This window comes from Alteromonas sp. KUL42 (genome assembly GCF_006538325.1).
Taxonomy (GTDB): Bacteria; Pseudomonadota; Gammaproteobacteria; order Enterobacterales; family Alteromonadaceae; genus Alteromonas.
The window spans coordinates 42491-65487 of record NZ_BJKK01000009.1 but is presented as its reverse complement, the minus strand read 5'-3'; the positions used below and the strand labels follow the sequence as shown (position 1 = coordinate 65487).

The 22997-nt window shown below is 42.1% G+C and carries 17 protein-coding genes; 5 read left to right on the top strand and 12 right to left on the bottom strand.

Translation table 11 applies throughout. The annotated features are described in order from the left end of the window. The 3 genes from EYR97_RS13240 to EYR97_RS13230 form a co-directional block, all read right to left on the bottom strand. Positions 1–1407, bottom strand: a complete 1407-nt coding sequence (locus EYR97_RS13240; RefSeq protein ID WP_165478079.1) for a tryptophan 7-halogenase — start codon at positions 1405–1407, stop codon at positions 1–3. A 13-nt stretch (positions 1408–1420) separates the two neighbouring features. Further along, positions 1421–2995: a tryptophan halogenase family protein gene (locus tag EYR97_RS13235; protein ID WP_207308069.1), complete on the bottom strand. Its 1575-nt coding sequence runs from the start codon at positions 2993–2995 to the stop codon at positions 1421–1423. Between the two features lie 107 nt (positions 2996–3102). Next, the gene (locus EYR97_RS13230; protein ID WP_131094877.1) at positions 3103–6114 is read right to left on the bottom strand and encodes a TonB-dependent receptor; all 3012 of its coding nucleotides are present in this window, start codon (positions 6112–6114) and stop codon (positions 3103–3105) included. A 630-nt stretch (positions 6115–6744) separates the two neighbouring features. Between EYR97_RS13230 and EYR97_RS13225 the strand changes: the two genes are divergently transcribed. Beyond that, positions 6745–9342, top strand: coding sequence for a glycoside hydrolase family 3 C-terminal domain-containing protein (locus tag EYR97_RS13225; RefSeq protein ID WP_242635090.1), 2598 nt, complete (start codon positions 6745–6747; stop codon positions 9340–9342). A gap of 115 nt (positions 9343–9457) precedes the next feature. Continuing rightward, positions 9458–10345 carry a ThuA domain-containing protein gene (locus tag EYR97_RS13220; RefSeq protein ID WP_131094876.1) on the top strand — a complete coding sequence of 296 codons (888 nt, stop codon included), beginning with the start codon at positions 9458–9460 and terminating at the stop codon, positions 10343–10345. Positions 10346–10531: 186 nt separating this feature from the next. On the opposite strand, the gene EYR97_RS13215 is transcribed toward EYR97_RS13220, so the two are convergent. Beyond that, positions 10532–10681 carry a hypothetical protein gene (locus EYR97_RS13215; protein ID WP_165478078.1) on the bottom strand — a complete coding sequence of 50 codons (150 nt, stop codon included), beginning with the start codon at positions 10679–10681 and terminating at the stop codon, positions 10532–10534. Between the two features lie 179 nt (positions 10682–10860). Here EYR97_RS13215 and EYR97_RS13210 point away from each other — a divergent pair, with 179 nt between their 5' ends. Together EYR97_RS13210 and EYR97_RS13205 are read left to right on the top strand one after the other, a co-directional pair. Further along, a complete protein-coding gene (locus EYR97_RS13210; protein ID WP_131094875.1) occupies positions 10861–11871 on the top strand; it encodes a YhdH/YhfP family quinone oxidoreductase in 1011 nt (336 codons plus the stop codon). 532 nt (positions 11872–12403) lie between these two features. Next, positions 12404–13273 carry a hypothetical protein gene (locus EYR97_RS13205; RefSeq protein WP_131094874.1) on the top strand — a complete coding sequence of 290 codons (870 nt, stop codon included), beginning with the start codon at positions 12404–12406 and terminating at the stop codon, positions 13271–13273. Between the two features lie 236 nt (positions 13274–13509). Here EYR97_RS13205 and EYR97_RS22410 read toward each other — a convergent pair whose 3' ends face one another. The 6 genes from EYR97_RS22410 to EYR97_RS13175 all read right to left on the bottom strand — a co-directional run bounded on the left by EYR97_RS22410 (position 13510) and on the right by EYR97_RS13175 (position 18492). Further along, positions 13510–13728: a GDCCVxC domain-containing (seleno)protein gene (locus tag EYR97_RS22410; RefSeq protein WP_080590288.1), complete on the bottom strand. Its 219-nt coding sequence runs from the start codon at positions 13726–13728 to the stop codon at positions 13510–13512. Next, a complete protein-coding gene (gene merC / locus EYR97_RS13195; RefSeq protein WP_044556817.1) occupies positions 13716–14105 on the bottom strand; it encodes an organomercurial transporter MerC in 390 nt (129 codons plus the stop codon). The genes EYR97_RS22410 and merC overlap by 13 nt, the downstream gene beginning before the upstream one ends. Positions 14106–14161: 56 nt before the next feature. Continuing rightward, positions 14162–14587: a MerR family transcriptional regulator gene (locus EYR97_RS13190; protein WP_230962184.1), complete on the bottom strand. Its 426-nt coding sequence runs from the start codon at positions 14585–14587 to the stop codon at positions 14162–14164. Between the two features lie 302 nt (positions 14588–14889). Next, positions 14890–16155, bottom strand: a complete 1266-nt coding sequence (locus EYR97_RS13185) for a HipA domain-containing protein (RefSeq protein ID WP_131094873.1) — start codon at positions 16153–16155, stop codon at positions 14890–14892. Then, complete coding sequence (locus EYR97_RS13180) at positions 16152–16436, bottom strand: helix-turn-helix transcriptional regulator (protein WP_131094872.1); 285 nt, start codon at positions 16434–16436, stop codon at positions 16152–16154. Before EYR97_RS13180 ends, EYR97_RS13185 begins: the two co-directional genes overlap by 4 nt. A 253-nt stretch (positions 16437–16689) precedes the next feature. After that, a complete protein-coding gene (locus EYR97_RS13175) occupies positions 16690–18492 on the bottom strand; it encodes a glycoside hydrolase 43 family protein (protein ID WP_131094871.1) in 1803 nt (600 codons plus the stop codon). A 169-nt stretch (positions 18493–18661) separates the two neighbouring features. Between EYR97_RS13175 and EYR97_RS13170 the strand changes: the two genes are divergently transcribed. Further along, positions 18662–19543 carry a hypothetical protein gene (locus EYR97_RS13170; RefSeq protein WP_131094870.1) on the top strand — a complete coding sequence of 294 codons (882 nt, stop codon included), beginning with the start codon at positions 18662–18664 and terminating at the stop codon, positions 19541–19543. Between the two features lie 52 nt (positions 19544–19595). On the opposite strand, the gene EYR97_RS13165 is transcribed toward EYR97_RS13170, so the two are convergent. Both EYR97_RS13165 and EYR97_RS13160 read right to left on the bottom strand, forming a co-directional pair. Further along, positions 19596–21056: a sulfatase gene (locus EYR97_RS13165; RefSeq protein WP_242635072.1), complete on the bottom strand. Its 1461-nt coding sequence runs from the start codon at positions 21054–21056 to the stop codon at positions 19596–19598. 15 nt (positions 21057–21071) lie between these two features. Next, positions 21072–22835, bottom strand: a complete 1764-nt coding sequence (locus EYR97_RS13160; RefSeq protein WP_242635071.1) for a glycoside hydrolase family 88 protein — start codon at positions 22833–22835, stop codon at positions 21072–21074. Between the last annotated feature and the right edge of the window lie 162 nt (positions 22836–22997).

Here is a 22997-nt window from a genome sequence, read left to right as displayed (position 1 = left end):
TCACTGAAACTGAGGCAACTGTATTGCTGCTTGCTTTATCTGTTGCTTGAGCTTGGTAAGCTGAAGCTCAAGCTCCCCTATTTCTATTGAAAAGCATAAAGGGTCAGATGCTTTGGGGTATTTATCAAACGCTAATAACGTATTCTCAATTAATCCTATATCGGCGGGATAATGTTCTAGTTGGGGGAACACTCCGGTACGCTGATAGAAGCCAATGACATGTTCTAGGTCTTCGGCTTCAATCTGATTGGCTTTAAACTGCCAAAATGCAGTATCTTCTCTGTCACATAAAAAAACAGGAAGTAATGATAAATCACGCCAGTACCGATAACGTTCCGCCGATAGCCGATTAAAAAAATTAGCCGCTGTAGCTGACAAGTTAGCACCACGTATCAAAGGCCAAAGTGTATTTAGCTGTTGAGCTCTGTACCCTAAACCGCCATTATCTAGCAATTGATGTGCGCCTGTTTCGAACAAATAGACCGTGTTAAAGGAATGCTGCCAAAAGTCACTGGAATTAGGCGATAGAGATATTTCGTTACATTCACTAAACGGCTCACATAGCCTCTTATTATCTTTAATGAAGTGACGGGCAATGAATTTCCTAGAATATCGGCAGCCATTCACATACTGATGTTCAATATAGCCATCGTCAGTGCATTCATATTCATTTGAAAGTTTATCTACTCGGGGAATATCTTCGTTAGGACACGGTGTTTCTATTAGCAATGTGTCTAAAGGCATTTTGTGGGAAGGACCTCTACTGGTTCGACAATCTAACGTAATGGTTTCTCTGTCAAAAGATTGCTCTTGACAGTCACGACTGTTGGTTTGTAGTGCCGAAACATCTCCGAGTTCAAATACTACTTGTATCAGTAATTTACAAAGTAACTTTGCGTCAACTCGTAAACCGTATTCTAAGCTAGAAAGAATTGACCGAGGATCAGCATTTGGTCGTGCAAACGTACCTAAAGACGCACACATAGTGTTCAAGGAAAATAGTTCTGCCTGCCAAGTCAAATCATTGGTTTCGTTCCTAAGCCTCGCTAGGTAGTGTACAAAACTCACGCCCCTTAATGGCACTCCAGATTTTGCGAGCCCTGCAAGTGCAACATGGTTTTTTCGCTGCCAACCTATGTACTTGTTTGCTAAAAAAGGCATCGCGCGAGCGTGGTTAACTAGTGCAGATTCGGTTATGCCAATCTCCTGCAATGCCAATAGCACATCAGCTTGCAACGTCAAACTGCCGTGACTAAACAGTGGTTCTTTATCACTGGTAATATGTGATACGGCTATCCCTGTATCTTTAAACGCGTACGCTGCCATTGCAGTCGTGTACCATCCCGCGAGTGCGCTGTGTTCACAACTGATCACCTTAACTTTTTTAATAGCAGCAGTATTTGTCATATTTGTGCCTAAATTATCTTTGACCATACAGGCTAAAACGAACTGCTTGATTGAGTTGTGACGGTTCGTTACAAATAGTCTCTTCATGTAACCGTGCAACGATTTGCTCATGTGTTGGCATTCCAGCTACCGCCTGTTTAATATCAGCGTAAAGCGTCGCCATATATTTATTAGCCTGAGCTAGTGTGATTTCGTTTACACGTATATCACTAAAAGAGGGAATAACACCTTGGCCGTTATAGACTGCTAACCAAGATGGAGTTAAAAATAGTCCGTATTGATAATCTTCAATTACACCTATCTCTTTATACAACTCCATCTTTTCTTCAAGACTTAGCGGTATTTTCATATGTTTACAGAAATTCCAAAATGGCGTGTCTTCGCGGAACGTTGCGTGGTAATGAAGAATAAGAAAGTCACGAATTTTATCCATTTCATTACTAAAATATCGATTGTATTCGGCACTTTTAGCAGCCATGTTTTCTCGTTGTGGTAGTAGCTCCACCAACTTCATGATAGCCGCCTGAATAAGGTAAATGCTTGTTGATTCAAGCGGTTCTAAAAATCCACTTGAAAGCCCGATTGCTACGCAATTTTTTAACCAACTTAATTTGCGCTTACCTGTGGTAAATTTCAAATAGTTAGGTTCTGATGTTGGTTTGCCGGGTAAATTTGCCAAAATCGTTTGTAGTGCACGTTCTTCATTAACGTACTGGCTAGCGTAAACATAACCATTCCCCATTCTATGCTTTAACGGAATTTGCCACTGCCAACCTGCTTCTCGGGCAATAGCTTTAGTATAAGGTAGGGGTCTTCCGTTATGTTCACTTTGCACGGCAATAGCACGGTCACAAGGTAACCAATGCGACCAATCTTCATAACCCGCCTTTAAACTTTGCTCTATTAAACGTCCTCTAAAACCCGAGCAATCGACAAAGAAATCGCCATTAATAAGTTCGCCATTATTCAGTTTAAGGCCAGAAATTGAGCCATCACTTTTTCGAAGTGAAACACTATTTACCTTACCTTCAATGCGCGTAACACCTTTTTGCTCCGCAAAACCCCTTAAGTACTGCGCGTATAAACCTGCATCAATGTGATAAGCATAAGAGTAGCTTGATGTGAGTAAACTAGGATCGGATGTCGGAAAATTAAATTTTCCACTTTTGCATGCCACTACAGGCAAAGAATAATCATCGAGGTTCAATTGATCATTGTATTTTTTAAGGGCATAGAAATAATGGTGAAACTCAACACTTTTTAATGGTTTACCGTAATCGCCAAAAGGATGAATATAGGTGTCTCCACTATTCCCCCAATTTGAAAACTCAATCCCAGCTTTTATGGTGGCGTTGGTTGCCTTTATAAACTCGCTTTCATCAATGCCTAATCGCTGATTAAAAAATCTTAAATGAGGTAGAGTTGCCTCACCAACACCAACGGTACCGATAGCGTCAGATTCTATGAGTGTAATTGAAAACACATTGGGATTGAGTAGTTTAGACAAAGCTGCAGCCGTCATCCAACCTGCGGTACCACCACCTAGGACAACAATACTCTTTATTTGATGGGTGGGCGCTTTAAACACGCATTATCTCTTCTTTGGTTTTTATAATTAATATCGTAGAAAGTACGCAAATTACATCAGCGGTACCTACTAAGAGTAAGCACCGCTACATTGAGTAATATCACGCGTTAGAAAACACCGCGTACAACTAAACTGAAGCGTCGGTCGTTAACAAACGCTCCCCTTAGTTTCCGGTTGCCATCTTGGTCTACTTGCATTGATGTTCTAGTGACTTCATCGGTCAGGTTAGTACCTTGAACACCAAGCTTAATATTTTCAGTTACATCATAAAACACGGAGGCATCCAGAAAACCAATGGCTTCGTTGAAAATAGGCAACTGAGTAATTACGTCTTGTGTAGTTAACAGGTATGCAGAACGCCAGTTATACGCCATACGAGCATTCCAACCGTATTTCTCATACATAAGCACAAGATTATAGTTGTCTTCCGAAAGCCCTTCTAATGGAAGCCCTTCGAAGGCAAAGTTTGCGTTCGCTGTGGTATTCGGATTATCTGGTGCCAAGCCAGCATTTGGCGAGCCTTCTTCTTCAACAAAGGTGTAGTTAGCTTGAACACCGATGCCATCAAAAGGTGCTGGCAACATATCAAAAAATTGTTGATAAGCGAGTTCGAAGCCTTGAACAGAGCCTTCCTCTCCGTTTAGTGCCGAGGCAACTTCAACTTCTTGAGTGGCCCCATTATTCGTATACAGTTCGGTTCTTGTGCCGCTAATAAAGTAATTTTCCAAATCTTTATAGAAATAAGAGAAAGTCAAAGAGCCAACAGGCGCAAAATACCACTCTAGTGTGAGATCATAGTTCACCGCTTCCATTGGCTTTAAGAAAGGGTTACCCGAGTTAGCTGTGTAACGCCCTATAGTAGACGAAACCAAATCAGGTTGACCATCACCATTATTGTCATCGCCGACAACATTAATGCGGTCTTGCTCTTGTATTGCGACATAGTTTCTCAGGAGACCAAGTTGAGGTAAGGCGATAGTTTCCGCAACACCGAACCTCATTAATACTTCATCGGTAATATTAAGCTTGAAGTTGAAACTAGGCAGTATCGTATTGTAATCGCTCGAAGATACTAATGATGTTGAAGCAGCGTTACCGAATGCCTTTTGGTCATCAGGTAAATAGTTTTCTTGTTCATTAGGGTCGTTGGGATCATCAGGCACGTTATCTGGGAATACTATGAAGCCAGCCGTATCGTTTTCGATATTAACATAACGCACGCCAAAATTCCCTGAGTAGTCCATATCCCCCCACATACCTTCGAAATTGGCCTTAATATAGACGGCAGTATTTACTTCGTCGGTCTGGTTTACTTCATTGTCGATAAAGTCAGAACCATCTGTATTTCGCGCAGAGAGCGGTGCCCAACCGCTGGAGACTGGTGCCAACGCTGCACCTGCACTTCTATAATTTTGAGCTAGTGACATAGCGGGGAACAGGAAGGCGTTGCCACCATCTATGTCAAGAACGCCGCCACGGGCAAAGTTATCAAAGCTAACTTTTTCGTGGGGTACTTGTAATCCAGCAGCGGAGTCATACCAAGCGACATCACCCGTCCATGCTTCAGATAGTACACCCCAATTGTAAGTTGACTGCCGAGTGGTTTGCTCGCGTTTAGCGTAACGAGCCCCGAACTGCACAGATGTCAGAGCACCGTCATCAAAGGTATATTTTGTATCAAAGCGCGTTGCTACTTCTTCACCTTCGTTAGCCGCAATGTGGTCCATCGCACTTCGAAAGAACGAGCGACTCGGGTCAGTAAAGTGATTATTATTTCTATCAAAATCGGGTTGACCGTTGAATGTGGGCGCATAGAAGTCAATTGAGGGCTTACCACTACCCGAGACATCCAAACCGATAACTGCATCGGTTGCTCCCATTACAGTAAAGTCAATGACGTCGTTCGTCCCTTCTACATACTGAACATCAAAATTTAAGGCCCATGAGTCATTAGGCGTATATTTTACGTTAAGACTCATATCTTCTACTGTTGATTCGTTATCGCGAAAACGAGACTGGAGTGAATGGTTCATACCAAATATACCACCCGGTGTGCGCTCACCCTCGTTTCCACGCCACCCCTCGTCTGAGGTCATAACACCTTGCTCAAAGTAGCCATTCGAGTCAAACTCAAATTCGGTACCGTCAATCGGAATCAAACCATCTTGCGCATCAGTATCATCCATTTCTACCGCGTTTTCAGTCCATGCCAATTGGGAATCACTACGAATATACTCCCCTGTAGCCAAGATGGTGCGGTCTGGATTTTGCCACTGGACAACCGCTGCAAAGCCTTGACGAGTTCGGTCGTCTTTTTTACGTGTAAGTCTGGCGCCCTCAGGGATTAGATTGTCGTTGTCAGCCTGTGGCCAGTATTGTCCTACCATCGCACCGTCAGACTGCGCCTTAAGTTCGGAGTGAGATGCGTTAACAAGTAAGCCCCACTTACCGCTGTCGTTTTCAAATACGTTACTGTAAAGCGCTGAAAACGTCGGTGTGGTCTCTTCGATAAAATCCGCGTATGTAGCGTCAGCAGAAAAAGCAAACATTTGACCGTCAGTGTCAAAAGGCTTTCTTGTAATGAGATTTACCGTACCTGCGATACCACCTTCTATCATGTCGGCAGTACTATTTTTAAATACTTGGACTGATCCCATCAGTTCCGGCGGAACATCTTGGAAACTTAATCCCCGACCAGAATCTGCTGTGAAACTGTCACGGCCATTAAATTCGCTTCGCACGTGTGTTAAACCACGAATAACAACACCGCTACCTTCTGTACCGAAGTGATCTGGGTCATTTGGTGCCGCAAAACGCCCCATGGTTATGCCTGGTAAACGAGATATCGCTTCAAGTACAGACCGATCTGGGAAGCCACCTATGTCAGAGGCATCAAGTGCATCGACTACAGTTTCACTGAAACGCTTGATGTTTTGAGCGTTGAAGAGATCGGCTCGCGTCCCGCGTACGTCAATTATTTCCACCTCTTCTTCTTCGTTATTCGTCTTAACGTCCTGCGCATTTACTTGTCCGGCCGTTAGTCCTAATACGGCAGAGGCAAGTAACGAATATCTGAATCGTTTGTTGTGTTTAAGTAATGTGTGCTTTCCAGTTGTCATACGAAATCTCTTGTTTTTATGCATTAAATGGCCCGTACGAGCATCTATTAAATATAAAAATTGGTGCCTATATACCGAGCATATTGCTCCCATTTCTACGTGGTTTAATATGATGCTAGCCTTTTCGTTGTCGTGTAGTCGCTTGTAATCCGTGTACCACCTTTTCCCTACTATCAACACGTCAACAAGCTAACCTACTACCGCTTTACACCTCACAATCTAGCAACATTAAAATAACATTTCGACCAATATGGAAGTTACGTGCAAACTTGAACGAAAAATTACTATAAACCTCAAAACAATAACTTAAGAAATTGAAATAAAAGAGAAATATATAACGTTCAACTTTTCGAAATTCTTGAACTTGAACGTTAAGAATTATCAAAAACCATTAAGTAAACATATTTATTACATTAATCTATCATTAAAAATTTATCCCATAATGTTTTCTATGCATGGCCTATACTCGGTTCTTTATAAACAATACAAATTTAATGTTTACATAAAACATAATATGAATTTACATAATTAAAACGTTCAAGTTTCTTCGTTTTCACAAGTATTGACGATTTTTGCATTACTGTTTCTTAGTATGCTAACTCCAAAGGAAAAAGAGCTTATGTGATTACAATGAAAAATATGATGAATAAATTGCCAGTGGGTTGCTTGCTTTCAGCATGCATAGTGCTAACTCCTCTAACGCAAGCCAAAACAATGCCATTTAAAGATCTACAGTTGCCATTAGAAGAACGAGTAGACGATTTGATAAACCGATTAACTGTAGAAGAGAAAATAAGCCAGCTGTTTGATAAGTCAGCGCCCATACCCCGACTTTCTATACCTGAATATTATTGGTGGAATGAAGCATTACATGGGGTGGCCAGAGCGGGAAAAGCCACTGTATTCCCTCAGGCTATTGGATTAGCGGCGACATTTGACCAAGACTTGATGTTAGACGTTGCCACCGCAATTTCCGATGAAGGGAGAGCGAAACACCATGCCTTCCTTCGCAATAGCACGACTTCTATGTACGGCGGACTGACCTACTGGTCACCTAACATAAACATTTTTCGCGACCCAAGGTGGGGACGCGGTCAAGAAACCTACGGCGAGGACCCGTTTTTAACCTCCACAATGGCTACTAGCTTCGTAAAGGGGCTTGAAGGAAATGACCCTACCTATCTAAAATCTGTTGCGACAATTAAGCACTATGCAGTTCATAGTGGGCCCGAGGTATCTAGGCATAGTGATGACTACATAGCATCAGAAAAAGATCTTTCAGAAACTTATCTTAGAGCCTTTAAGGATACCATCTCAGCTACCGATGTTTCATCTGTTATGTGTGCTTATAATAGGGTAAATGGATTACCTGCATGCGGCAGTGATCCTCTCCTGAAAGACCTATTACGAGGTAGCTTTGGCTTTTCTGGTTATGTAGTCTCTGATTGTGGCGCTATAGCTGACTTTTATGATGAAAACTCTCATCATGTAGTAACGAGCCCAGCAGAAGCTGCGGCTAACGCATTAAAAGCGGGCACTGACCTGAATTGCGGGGATCATCACGGCAACACATTTAGCTATTTGAAGGAAGCATTAGCTCAAGGGTTAGTAGAAGAACAGGACATCGACCGCGCACTTACTCGTTTGCTTACAGCACGGATGAAGCTGGGAATGTTTGATGAAAACAACACACATCCATATACCCAAATATCAGAGTCAGTAATCGGCTCGGATGCACATATTGACCTTGCCCGTCATGCCGCAGAGTCTTCTATGGTGTTACTTAAAAACGATGGAATATTGCCCTTAAAGTCTTCAAGCAAAATTGCACTTATCGGTCCAAACGCTAACAATAATTCTATCCTTGTAGGGAATTATCACGGTACCCCTGTAGCACCATCAACGCCAAAACAAGCGCTAAGTGCATTTCTTCCAAAGAATAAATTCAGCTATGCACCGGGCAGTAGCTTAACGGAAAATATTTACGCCCATTTCAAGGCCGTTCAAGCATCGGTATTTAGTCATACCAATGCCCAAGGTGAAAGACTTCCTGGGCTGGTTGCTGAGTATTTCTCGGCAAGCCATTTTAATTTACAGCCTGCTCATCGGCAAATAGAGCCAAACATAAATTTGCCTAAAACAGGTATTCCTATGCATCGTCAACCTAATCAAGAATTCGCTATTCGTTGGCACGGTTTATTCAAACCTCAGAAGACCGGTAACTATGCATTCAATCTAAGTAACATCGATGCTTATTTAGATGATATTCCTGTTGCTGACACCATGCATTTGGAAGCAGGAAAAACCTATTCATTTCGCGCTGAGTCTGTAATTCAAAAGTACTGGCACAGTAACGTTATCGCTCCTGATATTCGCTTTGAATGGGTAAACACAGACGTGGACTTAGCCGCTGAAGCAATCAAAATTGCGAGAGAGTCAGATGTTATAGTATTTGTGGGTGGTATTAGCGCGCAATTGGAAGGCGAGGAAATGGCACTGCAAATTGATGGCTTTTCACATGGTGATAGAACGCATATTTCTCTTCCAAAAACTCAAACAAAGCTTCTAAAAGCACTTCATAAATTAGGAAAACCAATAGTATTAGTCAATATGAGCGGCAGCGCCATGGCCTTGAATTGGCACGATAAAAACCTTAACGCTATTATCCAAGGTTTTTACCCAGGTGAACAAACTGGGCCAGCGTTATTGAATATTCTGTACGGAAAGGTTAGCCCTTCTGGCCGCTTACCTGTTACGTTTTATTCGTCGGTGGACGATCTACCCGACTTTAAAGACTACAGTATGGAAAACCGTACATATAAATACTACAAGGGTACACCGCTTTATCCTTTTGGTTATGGCTTGAGCTATACCGACTTTCGCTACGATTCATTATCGCTATCTCGAAATAAAAACGGACTAGCGATTAGTGCAACAATAGAAAATCTCGGCGAAATAACGGCAGATGAAGTGGTGCAGGTCTATCTATCCATGCCTGATGCACCGAACGAGGTGCCACAACGCGAATTGGTTGCCTTTAAACGAGTGACGATTAAAAGTGGTCGACAAGAAAAAGTACAATTTACTCTAACAAGCGACCAACTTACCTATGTCGATCAAAGCGGTGTCCGACAACCCTACTTGGGTACACTAAAGGTGCTTGTAGGCGGTGGACAAGGACTGAAACGTAAGGACAATGTAGTGCAAGATACTATAGAACTTAAATAGTTTAGGGGCTTTCTGGCGAAAGATGCTTAGCAAAGCATCTTTCGCGTTAGTTCGATATACCTGAAACGTGTACGTACTGTGAGTAATTAAACTCTAGTTAATTAAGGCTCTAACAATGCCCTTGAAAAAGCATCTAGTATTGGTACTACTTATTCTGCCCATTATTTTCGGCTGTGCGAAACACCACATAGGAATAGCGCATTTTGAACGGTACCGGCCGCCAATAACAGAATATATGCGAACACCCGCTATACTGGTTTTTTCCGGCACCCATGGCTGGAGACATAATGAGGGTATTTCTGGTGCTGATTTGTTTTTTACAGAATTAGCTAGCGCACGAGGTTACGGTATCTATACAACTGAACATCCCGGTATTTTCAACAAAGAAGACCTCAGCCGATTCGAGGTAGTGATCTTTAACAATGTCTCAGGCGGAGTGTTGAATGAAGAGCAAAGAAGTATGTTCGAGCATTGGATGCTGAATGGTGGATCATGGATTGGGCTACATGGTTCTGGAGATTACTCAATGGGAGACTGGAACTGGTATCAAAGCAATTTAATTGGCGCTAGATTTATTGGTCATACAATGGGGCCACAGATTCAGAAAGCGACACTGGTGAACTTGAATTCAAATCATCCTATTATGATAAATGTGCCGAAAACATGGGAGCACGAAGATGAATGGTATAGTTTCTATAAAATCCCAGATATGCCCGGGCTACAAGTATTGATAGGAACTGACGAAACGACCTATGAGCCGCTAAACAATGTAGTCCCCGATTGGCCTGAAAATTTGCGGATGGGGTCGACGCCAGATAAACACCCAATTGCGTGGGCTCTTTGCACACCAAATTTCCGAGCGGTTTATTCTGCTATTGGCCATATGCATAAAAGTTTTGATGAAACCGTTTATCGACAATTTTTAACGAACGCATTTGATTGGGTGAGAGACTCAAGCGAAGCTACTCTATTAGAACAGGAAGAGCAGGCGTGCCCACAATAGCAGAGTTTATATTCTTGCTTGATTTGGATTATGAAACACTGCAATAGGCTGCTTTAAACCGAAGTAACTTATCGGTCTTATATTTAATATCTTTTAACGTCACTAATCGGCTTATCTATCACTGTTCGTCAATCGGTGCCTTTTCGTATGTACTGACGCTTCCAACCTTTACTTTTCATTGAACCCTCATCTCAATGAGGAATGAAGATTGGCCTGATCGACTTCGGGTATATAGTGACTACCTCTAGTTCTGTTACGCCTGAATTCGCGACGCAAAGTACTATGACTCTTTTTCAGGCAATTTCCCATTTCTCGGTAACTGAAACTCTCGCGCAAGTAGGTCTCTATCTGGTATCTTTGCCCATCAGCAACTGCTTATAACTCATGGTTGTACCTCCATTAGTCTGGCGACTTTAGAATACCATCGACAAGGAGTTGGTCGTCTCATCGCCGTTCAACCATGAGTGATGCAACTATCATTTTAATTTGCGCGTTAGTATTTATGGAGAAAAGTTATGAGTAACAATTCAACCACGTTCAAAGCCCTGCTTGTTGAAGAGCATAACGATAATAGCTTTAGTAAAAAAGTAGTTGAGCGAGAAGTGAGTCAACTTCCAGATAATGACTTGTTGATAGACGTGCATTACTCGTCTTTAAATTATAAAGACGCTATGTCAGCAAGTGGCAATAAGCGAATAAGTCAGAACTTTCCTCATACGCCCGGAATCGATGCAGCAGGAATAGTAGTTAGCGATAAGTCAGGTACCTTTAGCGCTGGTGACGAAGTCCTTGTGTTTGGTTATGACTTAGGCATGAACACTCCTGGTGGGCTTGGTCAAAAAATATCAATACCAGCCGATTGGGCAGTTAAGCGCCCCAGTTCATTGTCTCTGAAAGAAGCGATGGTTTATGGCACTGGAGGATTAACGGCCGCGCTTTGCATACAAAAATTAGAGAAAATGGGAGCGAAGCCCAGTGACGGCCCGGTGGGTGTGACTGGCGCTACTGGAGGTGTTGGCAGTATCAGTATTGCCCTACTCTCTCATCTTGGCTATGACGTTATAGCCTTTTCAGGAAAGCCTGAACAATCTGAGAAGCTTAAGTCACTGGGTGCTAGCGAAGTTTTGCACAGAGAAGTTATTTTAGAAGTAAAGGACGCTATTGCCGGCAAGCCTAAGTGGGCTCACGCTATTGATACCCTAGGTGGAGATTACTTAACAGGATTGCTTAAGCAAGTTAAACCTGGTGGCGGAGTCACTTCTGTCGGACTCGCTGCTTCACCTGACATAGCAATGAACGTTATTCCTTTTATCACAAGGGGTGTTTCTTTATTGGGTGTCGATTCGGTTTACATACCGCTTGAAGACAAGCAACATATTTGGAAGCGCGTGGCGACAGACATGAAACTGCCTAACCTAGAAAGCTACTATCAAGAAATATCACTACATGATACGCCAGAATATCTAGATAGATTCTTCAATGGCAAAGTGGTTGGTCGTTATGTAGTCAATCTAGTCGACGCGTGAATCTGATAATCACGGCCATTTTACGAACTGCTCAATGTTAAATTAAAGTTCTATCATCTTGTTAACAACAAGCTAAAAATCTGCGCTGATTACCATCAAAGATAAGAAGATTATCAGTAGATAGTTACGCTCAGCGCGGTTTTATTGCTGAAGAACCCTTTCCGATAAATTTCACTTACTTTTGAAATAAGAAACATCTCGCTTTTATTTCAACTTAAGACATTGAAAAGTAAAAACACTTACTACTTCCACATAGCTCTTAGCACGAATCATTTTGATGTCTTTTTTAAATTGCTTCAATAAAGGATAATACTTAAATAAAGAGGACGGTTGATAGCCGCAGTGCAAATTTGATACTAGCTCGAACAAATATATTGACTGACTAAATTCTAAATGAACTTAAAGAAAGAGAAAAACGACAACTATGATTTCGCTCGTTTTAGAAATGTTTAAACGCTGAGGCTTATTAATTGATAACTAATTACTAAGTGGCAGCAAACCTTGCATGTGAGAAAACACAAGAGACTTTATTATGACTAAAATTGACTGGATTTTTAGTGACGAGGACCATAGCTTACACCAAGAGTTTCCTAGTGAAGACAGTCTCTCAAATCCAAGCGACAATACAAACCCAGTAGAACTGATTATCGACTTCCCTGTTTCGTTCAATGTAACCCAAGGGCATACCGGCGATGAAGGTTTTTCTCAATTATCTGTTGATATTCCGGCAAATATCATGGATAGAATGGCCATCGCTTGGTGCGAGAAGCGACGACTCAATGAAGCTCTTGGTGGACCTGTTGGACGTGAGTTTGGTTTAGTAGATTGTGGTCACGACGAGCAAGCTTTCGAAGGCCTAGTAGAAAACACTGAAATACAAGCAAACTTGGAGTTCGATAACATTTTTGAAGTTATTGCAAACACCAAAGAAGAAGCTCAGCGGTTGAAAGAAGAGTCTGATAAGTTAATTCAAAATAGAAATATTAACGAATCAGGAAAAAAGCGCTCGGTGTTACTTACGAGATATAAACGAGCGGCTTTAAGTATTCTCGACCATATTAGAGCAAATAAAAATTTGAATGACGAATCATCGCTACTTTCGGTAATTGAAGAAGGGTTATTAGCCAGCCACATTATGTCTTCAGACGAGCATTTATTAGACTCAACTTGGCAGTTTGAAGATAAGTTGGCTGCAGGAGTATATGCACCTGGATTAGACGTCAATGGTCGATGGCTACTCGTAGGAACCGATCGTGGAAATGAAAAATTAGTGGTAGCACTACCTCCCCTCAGCGTCAAAATTGTTGAACGATTAATTCAACAAAGAAAACTAATTGCAGAAAAGTCAACTCGATGGGCTACCTCAAAAAAACGGTTGACAATGTATCGTTGGAAAGATTAGTTAAATTCGTGCTTTCAGCTAATTGGCAGCAATCAAGCCCCTTGAGTCTTAACAGCAAAATTTGCTGTGCGAAGTACAACTTAAGACAGCACAAAACGCATCTAGATTTTTAATTTGGACTTCCGCTGAGAGCGTAAAGCGGACCTTGGATACTCTGACTCGCCAGTCCGCTCCAGACAAATTGCAGACCTTCAGAAGGTTGATATCGGACTTACTATTTGTGCCATTAGCAGACGTTAAGATTTATTGCAGCAACTACTTCCTTCTTGAATAGGTGGGCACTTAACAGTCCCAAAAGAGCAATAAACGCAACAATCACCTATTAAAGGCTTGAGTAGCGCTTTGCATCCCTCACATTCGTAATACCACTGGCAAGCGTTTGTTGGCATGGTCTCGACCTTACTAAAGCCGCACTCGGGACAAGTAATCTTAGATTCCAATTCTATACCTCGCATACGGGTTCCTTAACTGGCTTAACGACATCCAATACTGACATAAATACCATCCATGTGATCCCAAAGTAAAATAAGTAAGTGCTCCAGTCGTATTGCCACAGTGGATAAAGAGTCAGCAATACTGCAATTGGGCCAATTACACTTAATATGCCCCTTACCACATGCTTATGTTGATACCAGTTGTACGAGTTGACCAATAAAGCGAGCGCAGCAAACAATGGTAATAAAGTATTCACCGCTATTCCTTCAAAATGTGATAGAAAACCAAGCCCTAAAGCTGATGCTAGTGAACCAAGTGCGGGGAAACATGCTGTGCAGCTAAGTGCGGCTAGCCAAACGCCACCAGAGCCTACTTTATCTAGAATTTTATTCATCATAATTACCTCTACTTTTGAGGTAGTCTAAACTCCGTACATAGGTACGGAGTCAATAGTTAATTGAGCGAATTGATTATTGGGCAGGAATTAGGGTCATGGTTGGCTTTACAAGAATTTGTCATATCTTGAATCACATGTTCTAGCCGCTGCAAAATAGCAATTTTCTCTCGAATCAACTTAAGTTTTTGTAATCCCATCGATTCGACATCAGCGCAGTTTCCACTCATCGTCATGAGCGAAGCGACTTCATCAAGTGTAAAGCCCAAGGCTTTAGCTTTTAATATGAATTTAAGTTGACTCACATGGGTGTCGTCATACATGCGATAACCACTATCAGGTTTTAGTGGCTGTACGATAAGTCCTTTACGTTCATAAAATCGGATTGTTTCTACGCTAATGTCTAGTTCTTTAGCCAGCGTTCCAATGGTTTTCATAAGCGGATTCTCTAAAACAATTAGCATTATTCTATCATTATTAGACAAGTGCTGAACTTCCGTTAATCGCACACTAAACCAATTGATTTATCATACTGCAAGTGTCTGCAATACGTACTTTTCTGTCGTTTAATTACAAATATTCGAACGGCTGCTAATGGCACAACTCGGAAGTTTAAAGCCTACACTATGAAGTTCGTTCCTTTTCTTAAGCAGACTACATTCTGCTGAATCACTAAAATCTACTTCGCATTTATCTTCACAGTTTAATGAGTGACGCATCTAAATTATTTCTCAACAGAACTAAGCCTAGATTTGAACACGTCACTCTACACAACGCAGAACCCGCGCTAAAGCTTGAGGTTAGCGATCGTTTCTTTGATGCAGTTATGAAATATTTCATTAACCATACGCTCCTCTCCAGCTTTGCCAGAATGCTGTTCTTCATTTTTAACAAGATTTATTAAACGACAAGCATTTTGCTCGATAGCTTTTGTCATTTTTCTTACCTGAACCGCCGCCAAAGAAGCGGGGACGTGTAACTCCTCAGCAAATTCCATAATGTTTGCTTCTGACAATTCTCCCAAGAATTGTGCTTTTCCCATAGGCTGGGATAATTCATGATCCATGTGTTTATGCGGCAGCTCATATATCGCCGTCGACAATAAATCATAATGTGGGGTCATAACTACATCAGAGCCTTTGATGAAGAATGAGAGGTTTTTCAGATGAGCGTCGCCATTACCTACTAACGCATTAAATAGAGCCCAACGAAAGATATCCAGCGTTGTTTTGGCTTTCATTCTGGAGAGCTGCGCCAGTTGGTTTAGATTCTCTGCTGTACTGTTGAGGTATTTCATATTTGGTGCAAGATTCAGTAACTGACAACCATCTAAGACATGGCAACGATGTTGATCAGGGTACAAGCCTACGCGATCAAACCGCTCTATAAGGTATACCGGTTCTGGCAAATAGCGAATATCTACCGAAGGGACGTCTAAACCACAAAGCTTTGCCAACTTCATTACAAACCATTCATTCCTAACGGTGTGGTAATAAACATCTGGCGAAGAATGTTCAGGTTTAAGAATGTGAGTCGACGGAAAAAATCCCGAAGGCTCCAAAATTTCACCGTCGCGATAGATAACCAGCATCTTGTGCTGCGCCCCTGCTACGGACATTCTTTTACGCTCGGCGCGGTTCAAAGGCGCTTTTGGCAAATTTTTTATCCGCTCATTCACTTCTTCGTAAGTAAGTGAATGTACTTCACCTCTTGTAAGCGGCTCGCCCTCTGGCAACAAGGTTATGGCACCAGCAGATTCAGCACCGGCAACTTTGAGTAATCCAAAAGCATCGTCTATTGGCACTCTCACGTTTTTTGCCAGCAAATCACGCGCTTTCTCTTCGGGTAACAGGTTGTCAAAAAACCACTGCACCGGTCGATAGGTAGCACCGTCGATGTGCTTCCCTTCTCGTAAAGGAATATGAGGAGACAGCGGGTGGCGATTCTCGCTTGCTAACCAAGCTGGGGCGTACTCAAACCCCCAAATATTATTCTCGTCAGTCAATTTGCCAACGAACGTATCATCCGCATATACATCAAGAGCTCGGTTCATAAATCAATGCCGTTTATGATTTGTGACATCCGTTTTCGTTGTGCATCTGAAAGTGACTCTTGTTCAATTGGTACATCAATGGTGACCGCGATCCCCAATGAATCCAAAACTCGCAACACTCGACCTAATTCAACCGTCGGCTTGCCATTCTCAAATTCACTAAGGAACGTTGTGCCATTGGAAGACAAAGAGGCAACAGACATCTGATCAAGACCTTGCGTCTTCCTGACTAATTGCGCGGCTTTACCCAATTGTTTGACATCTTTAACTGAAAATTTCACACAACACCCTCAAATATATGCGTCCGCGGTTATTTTATAAAAGATGAGACAAATAACAAGTGTTTATATGCGTTCGCGGTTAAATTAAACTTCACGCCTTATAATGGCTAGCAGTAACCGCGAGCGCGGTTACAATGTTTTTTTCTGGTTCACGCCATCTAATAATGAGAGCTAATTCAGGTTACATACTTTCTCTCATTAAAAAAGGCCGTAGCACTACGCTACAGCCTTTCTTTATCACCAAAGGTTTAGGCTAAAACATCATCTGTTGAGTACCCTTAGGACCATCGTAGTCATATTTGAACCAGTCTACGTCGATGTAACCGTCATCCTTCTTCTGGTTCCAAGAAAAGAAGCCTAATCTGTCACCCGTCCATTTACCGAAGCTAATAGTGAAAGTTGGGCCGAAAGCCCGATAGCTTTTGCCATCTAAGCTGTATTCGTACGTTGCTTTGTTCCTCGCATTAGAAGTTCTGACATATAGCGTGTCGCTTTCGATTATTGGGCCAACTTCTTTTTTACTCATTCCATCCATGTAAAACAAACGAGTTGTGCCATCTTCTAGGCCTTCCACGCCTAATAAGTTAAACGTACCGCCGTACCTAACAAAACCCGCTAATTGATTTGGCGCTATACCGCTAATATCGAACTTCGCTACAGCCGTGCCTGTTGTAATGCCCATTATACGTTGGCTAATGGTATTACTAGCGCGCCAGAAATCGCCATCTGAACCATCATTATTAGTCCATTCGTTAATTTTAGGGCCGTACTTATCGCCTTGCGGTAAAACCTTACTAGCCTTAAGCCTTAACCAACCATCTCGTTCTGATAATGACCAGTGACTGTCTCGTGGATTATGGTTCCACTCCCACTGTGGGCCTAAATCGCCAGCAGAAAAATCGTCATCTGAACGCGGCGCCGCGATAGGGTAACCTTTTATCGGTTTTTCAAAACGTTTAACAGGCTCACCTATCCCATCATTGTCTTCATCTACACCAATAATTGGCCAGTCGTTTATCCAAGTAACAGGCTCTAGACATTGTGGACGACCTTGAAATGGAATATCGTCATTTTGAATAAGCTGATGCATATACCACCAACTACCGTCAGGAGCTTGCATTAACCCACCTTGGCTTGCACTACGGTTACCAAATTCTGAACCTTTCTCCAATACGGTTTTAACCTCATACGGTCCATAGATACTTTCTTTAGACCGCAAAACCAATTGCTTTCTATCATTCTTTGGATTTTTAACACCAGGCTTTGTAGATTTGTCTCCCATGGTCCACTGCGCCATGAATATGTACCAATACCCGTCTTTCTTATAAATTTTGGCAGCTTCAGCACCCATTCCGGTATATACCAGCTTGCCCTCATCAAGTATTTTAGTGCCATCCCAGCTCATTCGGTAAATTCGATTTTCATTACCTTCAATGGTGTTATCTGCACTTTTTTGTTTAGTACCTGAGTTAACAATAATGTAGGCTTCGTGTGTTTCCTCGTCCCAATATACAGCTGGGTCGTCTAACACATCAGCTTTGGGAAGCATCATGATTGGCTCGCTCCACGGGCCTTCAATATTGTCAGCTGTTGTGACCATTAATCCGTGTTGATAGTCTATTTGATACACGTACCACTTACCCTCGTGATACGCTAAGTCACCAGCCCATACTCCAAAAGAATAGCCATTCATTCGATCCCAGTTGTATTCCGGCGCCCAGGATAGACTGGAAAAAGCGTGACCAACGTTTTCCCAGTTCACCATGTCTTTTGACTTAAGAATAGGCATACCTGGCGACATATGCTGCTTCGACGTGATCATGTAATACGTGTCGCCCACTTGCTCAATATCTGAGTCTGGGTAGTCGGCGTTTAGAATGGGGTTTATATAAGTGCCGTCACCTTGATCACCGAAGCTTCCGGTAGTTGCCTGTTTTGTTGGCCTCTCTTGCATAGAAAGCGTGCTTGAAGCATCAACCTGACAACCAGAAAGCACCGTAAGTAGTACGGATGCAATACCCAATTTTTTAAAGTTCATTTGCTTTAATGTGTCCATAGAATTTCAACTACTCTTTTCAGTAAGTAACATTGGTGCGATCGTTAACAATATTTACATAGTGACACATTTTGATTACCATTGACAAATATCAATCATTTGCAATCACGAACTTTCTTCGGATACATACCTGCCTCAGGTTTTGAAGAGATACGTGTTAGGGGCCCTCGTGAAATCTTTAATAAACCTTGTAGTGGCTGGTTTTGCACTTTCTGCTTGTAATTCAGCTTCTATTATCAATAAACATTCCGAGTCTTCGACTCTTGAGCACGTCAATTTACCTAGCGGCACACTTGCGGTTGTGATAGACGGCAATTCACCTGACCCTGATGATATAGGCGCAACTCCTGTTTTATTGGCGTTACTTGATAAGGCCGGCGCTGCCGACAGACTTGTTCATATTTCTCACTCTTGCGATTTAGACCCCTTCAGAAATAAAGCTAGGTATCAAATAGATCCAGAAAACGAGAGCAGACGTCAACGAGTGCTCGACAGTTCTATAAACCGCGCACTTAATGTTTTTGGTCCATTCGAAAACGTTGAAAAATTATTTAATTGTAGAGCAGAACAACAAGCTGCAATTGAAGACTTAACGCTAGCAATCAATAATTCCACCGCCGATGAACCTTTATGGATTATTGAAGCTGGCGAACCTGATGTTATTGGCTATGCCCTTCAAGAATCAGAAGTTAGCAAACGACAATACGTGAAAGTAGTTTCTCATCACCCCGCAAATGATAACAGCGGAGACTATTTTACATGGCAACAAATACTGGACTTCGGTGTTGAAGAGCACCAAATAGGCGATCAGAATGTAGGCTTGCAAACGCCGATTAATGCTTGGGATTGGGCCAAAGATAGTAAAGATGATGGTATCTCGCTTATCTACGAAATGCTCGAATATGCTGAACAGGACGGTATCGTTCCCTTTCAAGCAGGCAAATTTGATAGCTCTGATGCCGGTATGATTTACTGGTGGATTACGGGTGCGGATAATGGTGGAGACAAACATGCCACACCCGAGAATATCAAGCTTACGCTTAAACAATAAACGTATTAGATTAGACAATCACGCGCCAGCATAGCTTGCGCGTGCTACTTATTTATTCACTTGCTGTCGCTTTTTCCGTTAGCGCTTTAAAATACTCATTACTTTTATACTGGGATACAGGCGACCATTCAGCGTTTTCTTTTGGTAGCTTAGCTTTAAGCTCATTTTTTAAATCAAAATAGAAAGGGTTACTAGCTAAGTTGTTCCACTCGTTAGGATCTGTTGAGTGATCGTATAACTCTTCACTACCATCTTCGTAGCGAATATAGCGGTATCTATCATTCTTTACAGCATGGTTGTTTGGGCCAAACGTAGTGAGAGCAACATGCTCCCATTCCGCATTCGGGTTGATAATCAAGGGGGTAATATCATGCCCTTCATTAAATGGATTTTCTGGTAAGCCCGCCATTTCTACTAGTGTAGGATACAAGTCAACCAGACTTACTGGGCGGTTGCTTGTTAACTTTGAAGAAGAGTTAGGCGACTTAATAATAAGTGTAGTTTTTGTAGACGTTTCCCATAACGCCATTTTAGCGAAACGATTCTTCTCCCCAACGTCATAGCCATGGTCCCCCCATAGTACGACAATTGTATTGCCGGCATATTCGCTAGACTCCAGCGCATCAAGCACTTGTCCAATATAATGGTCTACAAACGAAATACTAGCCAAATAGGCCTGCACAATATTCTTCCATTCTCCAGATTCTATCGCCCAATCGGTCGTTGGCATCATGTCATAGGTAGAAATTCGTTTTGCAATTTCAGGCACATCATCCAAATCGCTGGGTAAATAGGGAGGGAGTTCGATATCATCGATAGGATGCATATCAAACCACTTTTGTGGCACAGTCCAAGGCACGTGTGGACGAAGGAATCCACCAGCGATGAAAAAAGGTTTATCGTGTTTACGCTGTAACTGCTCGACTAACCACTTAGCCGAATCATAGTCTGGCATCATTTGGTCTTTTTCTGGATAGGCCCCCCAGTCAGTACTGGTCCCTTTTCTATCCCATTTAATTGGTTCTGGGGAATACGGACCAAACTGAGCCTGTCTCCCGCCGAATACTTCGAAACTTCCATCAGCTATACTTTGATGAAATATTTTGCCAACCGCTGCAGTGTAATAACCGTGCTGAGCAAAATATTCACTGAGAAATGTCGATTGTGCAGCTTTTCTGTTTGCAGAACGGATGTCGTTATCCTTTACGTGCCCATAAATTCCAGTTGTTGAAGGAAGAAGCCCGGTCATGATGCTCGCTCTTGATGGGCCACAAAGCGGTGCCGGAGCATGAGCGTTAGTGAACGTGATGGCTTCTGAAGCCAGTCTGTCAATGTTCGGAGTTTTGGTACTAGGATGGCCATCCATCGCCCCTACCCAGCTGTTTAAATCATCGACCGCTAACATAAGAATGTTCGGATGATCATTTAATTCTTTTGACGTGCTCTCACCAAAGGCATTAGCTGCAGCGAAAACAAATATACTACCTAGTAAGAAAGCTTTTCTGCCTATCATTCTTTAGTTCCTTAATTAATTATTTAGTTTTACGCCACGAGAACGTTCAAAGTCGACCTTTCTAATGTTGGCTTCGACAAAGTAAAAGTCGCCATAGATTATAGGCGTATCAATTTCACCAGCGTTCCCCATGTCTCCCGTAGCTTCATCGAGCACAAATCCAAGTTCGAAGCTCATATCCCGCCCATTTTTGTCTCTATCAGTTCTATAGTTAGAAGTCAGTTCCGCCATGATTTTGTCAGCGAGAGCTCCATATTTTTGTCTTTGCTTGTCGTCCCTCGTTATAGTTGCGTAACGATAAAGTGCAGATGCGTAAATAGCGGCGGCTGAGGTGTCTTTAGGAATTTTAGTATGCGTTTCAGGGTAAGGTTCGCGTCCGCAAGGAACAAGCTTATCTCCCTGCAGAATGTCAGAACCATACCAGTTTTTCTGGTTTTTGAGCTCGTTTAGCGATTCATCAGTTAGCATTGAAGCGTCTAATATTTGAGGACGATAACCTTTATACGGCAGAATGTGAGGCTCTATTCTGTTCGCACAGAGCTCTAAAATTCCCGAATACACAGACGTTTCTAAAGACGTGTTTTCGGCATATTTATAAGCGTTGTCTCTGTCCGCCCAAAAGTCCCAAAAAGGAACAAAGTCTTCTTCTAGCAAATGCTCAATGCTATTTAGCACGTTACCTAAATGCTTTTCGAAAGCCTCGCGTTCCGCGTCGCTCAGGTTTAAATCAGACATATAGTCGGCAATCGTAACATAACCGTATAACGACCACCCCTGCCCTCTCGCCCATGCTGAAATATTACCTAACCCCTGCCAATTTCCCGGTTTACGTTTGCCATAATCAAAAACATGGTATGCAATGGGATACCGCTGTTCAGAATCATTCTCTTCATAGAAATAATGATTCTTGAGTGTTGTTTTAGCATGCGTTATTGCAATGTCTTTGTAATGCGATGAATCGCTATCTAGCAGGTATTCTAGGTTCATCATGTTGTCGATGATGACTGGGAATGTCCATGGCTCTGCAATTTGGTGTAACTCTACGACCTCTCTACCGTTTCTTGATACGGATACCTTCATATGGGGGACGAAATCCCAAGATTTTATAACACCTTTTTCTGCATTGAATCGGTTGGAGAGCGTTTCTCTACCTTTGGCCAAAATTGAAACATACTTAGATCTAAGCTCATGACTCAAGCCTTCGTAATTTAGGGCTTCGCCATATGAATCATAAAGCATAAAACCTAAATCATGCGTTGAATCAAGCGTAGCATCTCCGTCTAACGCCTTCTGATAGTGCGTGGCAAAGTTTAGAAGTTGCTTTTCCTCACTTTCGGTCCATTCCACGTAATCTTTGTTAGACAGTAATTTCCACATTACTCCGGGGAAAAAGCCGTTAGTCCACTTTTCATATTTATCCATAAAAATGCCTCCGTGCTCATATGAGCGCGGAACACAAATCATTGACGTATCTTCAACGCAGGCCGGTCGATAATATAAATGACGTTCTGCTTCAATATGGCTCGCCATCTTTAGATATTGATCCTTAGCAAAAGTAAGATTACCGAGGGCATCTTGCACGGTGAATAATTGCTCACTTTCTTGGGTTGTCTTAACTTCCTCAACTGTAGGTATTGAAGGATTTTGTTCACTACATGCACTAATTGATATTAAAGTGAAAAGTGTTGCACCTATCCAATTCATATCCTTCTGCACGCTAACTCGCGTATTATGCTCTCGTACTAAGAAACCTTTTTTCTCATCCCTTATATGATCCACACTCTTCCATCCAAATGACTACTTTTGACTAATAATGATCATAAAGTAATGCTTTTGTAAACACAATGTAATATGGTATGTCCGAAACTGAATGTTATTGAAATGTTGCAGTATTAACATTTGGTAATAAACACACATCACTTAATAACAGACTTGAGCTAA

Bases quoted from the DNA above. Each gene is read 5' to 3' on its own strand.
- EYR97_RS13240 (WP_165478079.1), bottom strand. From the start codon at position 1,407: ATGACAAATACTGCTGCTATTAAAAAAGTTAAGGTGATCAGTTGTGAA.
- EYR97_RS13230 (WP_131094877.1), bottom strand. From the start codon at position 6,114: ATGACAACTGGAAAGCACACATTACTTAAACACAACAAACGATTCAGA.
- EYR97_RS13225 (WP_242635090.1), top strand. From the start codon at position 6,745: ATGAAAAATATGATGAATAAATTGCCAGTGGGTTGCTTGCTTTCAGCA.
- EYR97_RS13220 (WP_131094876.1), top strand. From the start codon at position 9,458: ATGCCCTTGAAAAAGCATCTAGTATTGGTACTACTTATTCTGCCCATT.
- EYR97_RS13210 (WP_131094875.1), top strand. From the start codon at position 10,861: ATGAGTAACAATTCAACCACGTTCAAAGCCCTGCTTGTTGAAGAGCAT.
- EYR97_RS13205 (WP_131094874.1), top strand. From the start codon at position 12,404: ATGACTAAAATTGACTGGATTTTTAGTGACGAGGACCATAGCTTACAC.
- EYR97_RS22410 (WP_080590288.1), bottom strand. From the start codon at position 13,728: ATGCGAGGTATAGAATTGGAATCTAAGATTACTTGTCCCGAGTGCGGC.
- merC (WP_044556817.1), bottom strand. From the start codon at position 14,105: ATGATGAATAAAATTCTAGATAAAGTAGGCTCTGGTGGCGTTTGGCTA.
- EYR97_RS13185 (WP_131094873.1), bottom strand. From the start codon at position 16,155: ATGAACCGAGCTCTTGATGTATATGCGGATGATACGTTCGTTGGCAAA.
- EYR97_RS13175 (WP_131094871.1), bottom strand. From the start codon at position 18,492: ATGGACACATTAAAGCAAATGAACTTTAAAAAATTGGGTATTGCATCC.
- EYR97_RS13165 (WP_242635072.1), bottom strand. From the start codon at position 21,056: ATGATAGGCAGAAAAGCTTTCTTACTAGGTAGTATATTTGTTTTCGCT.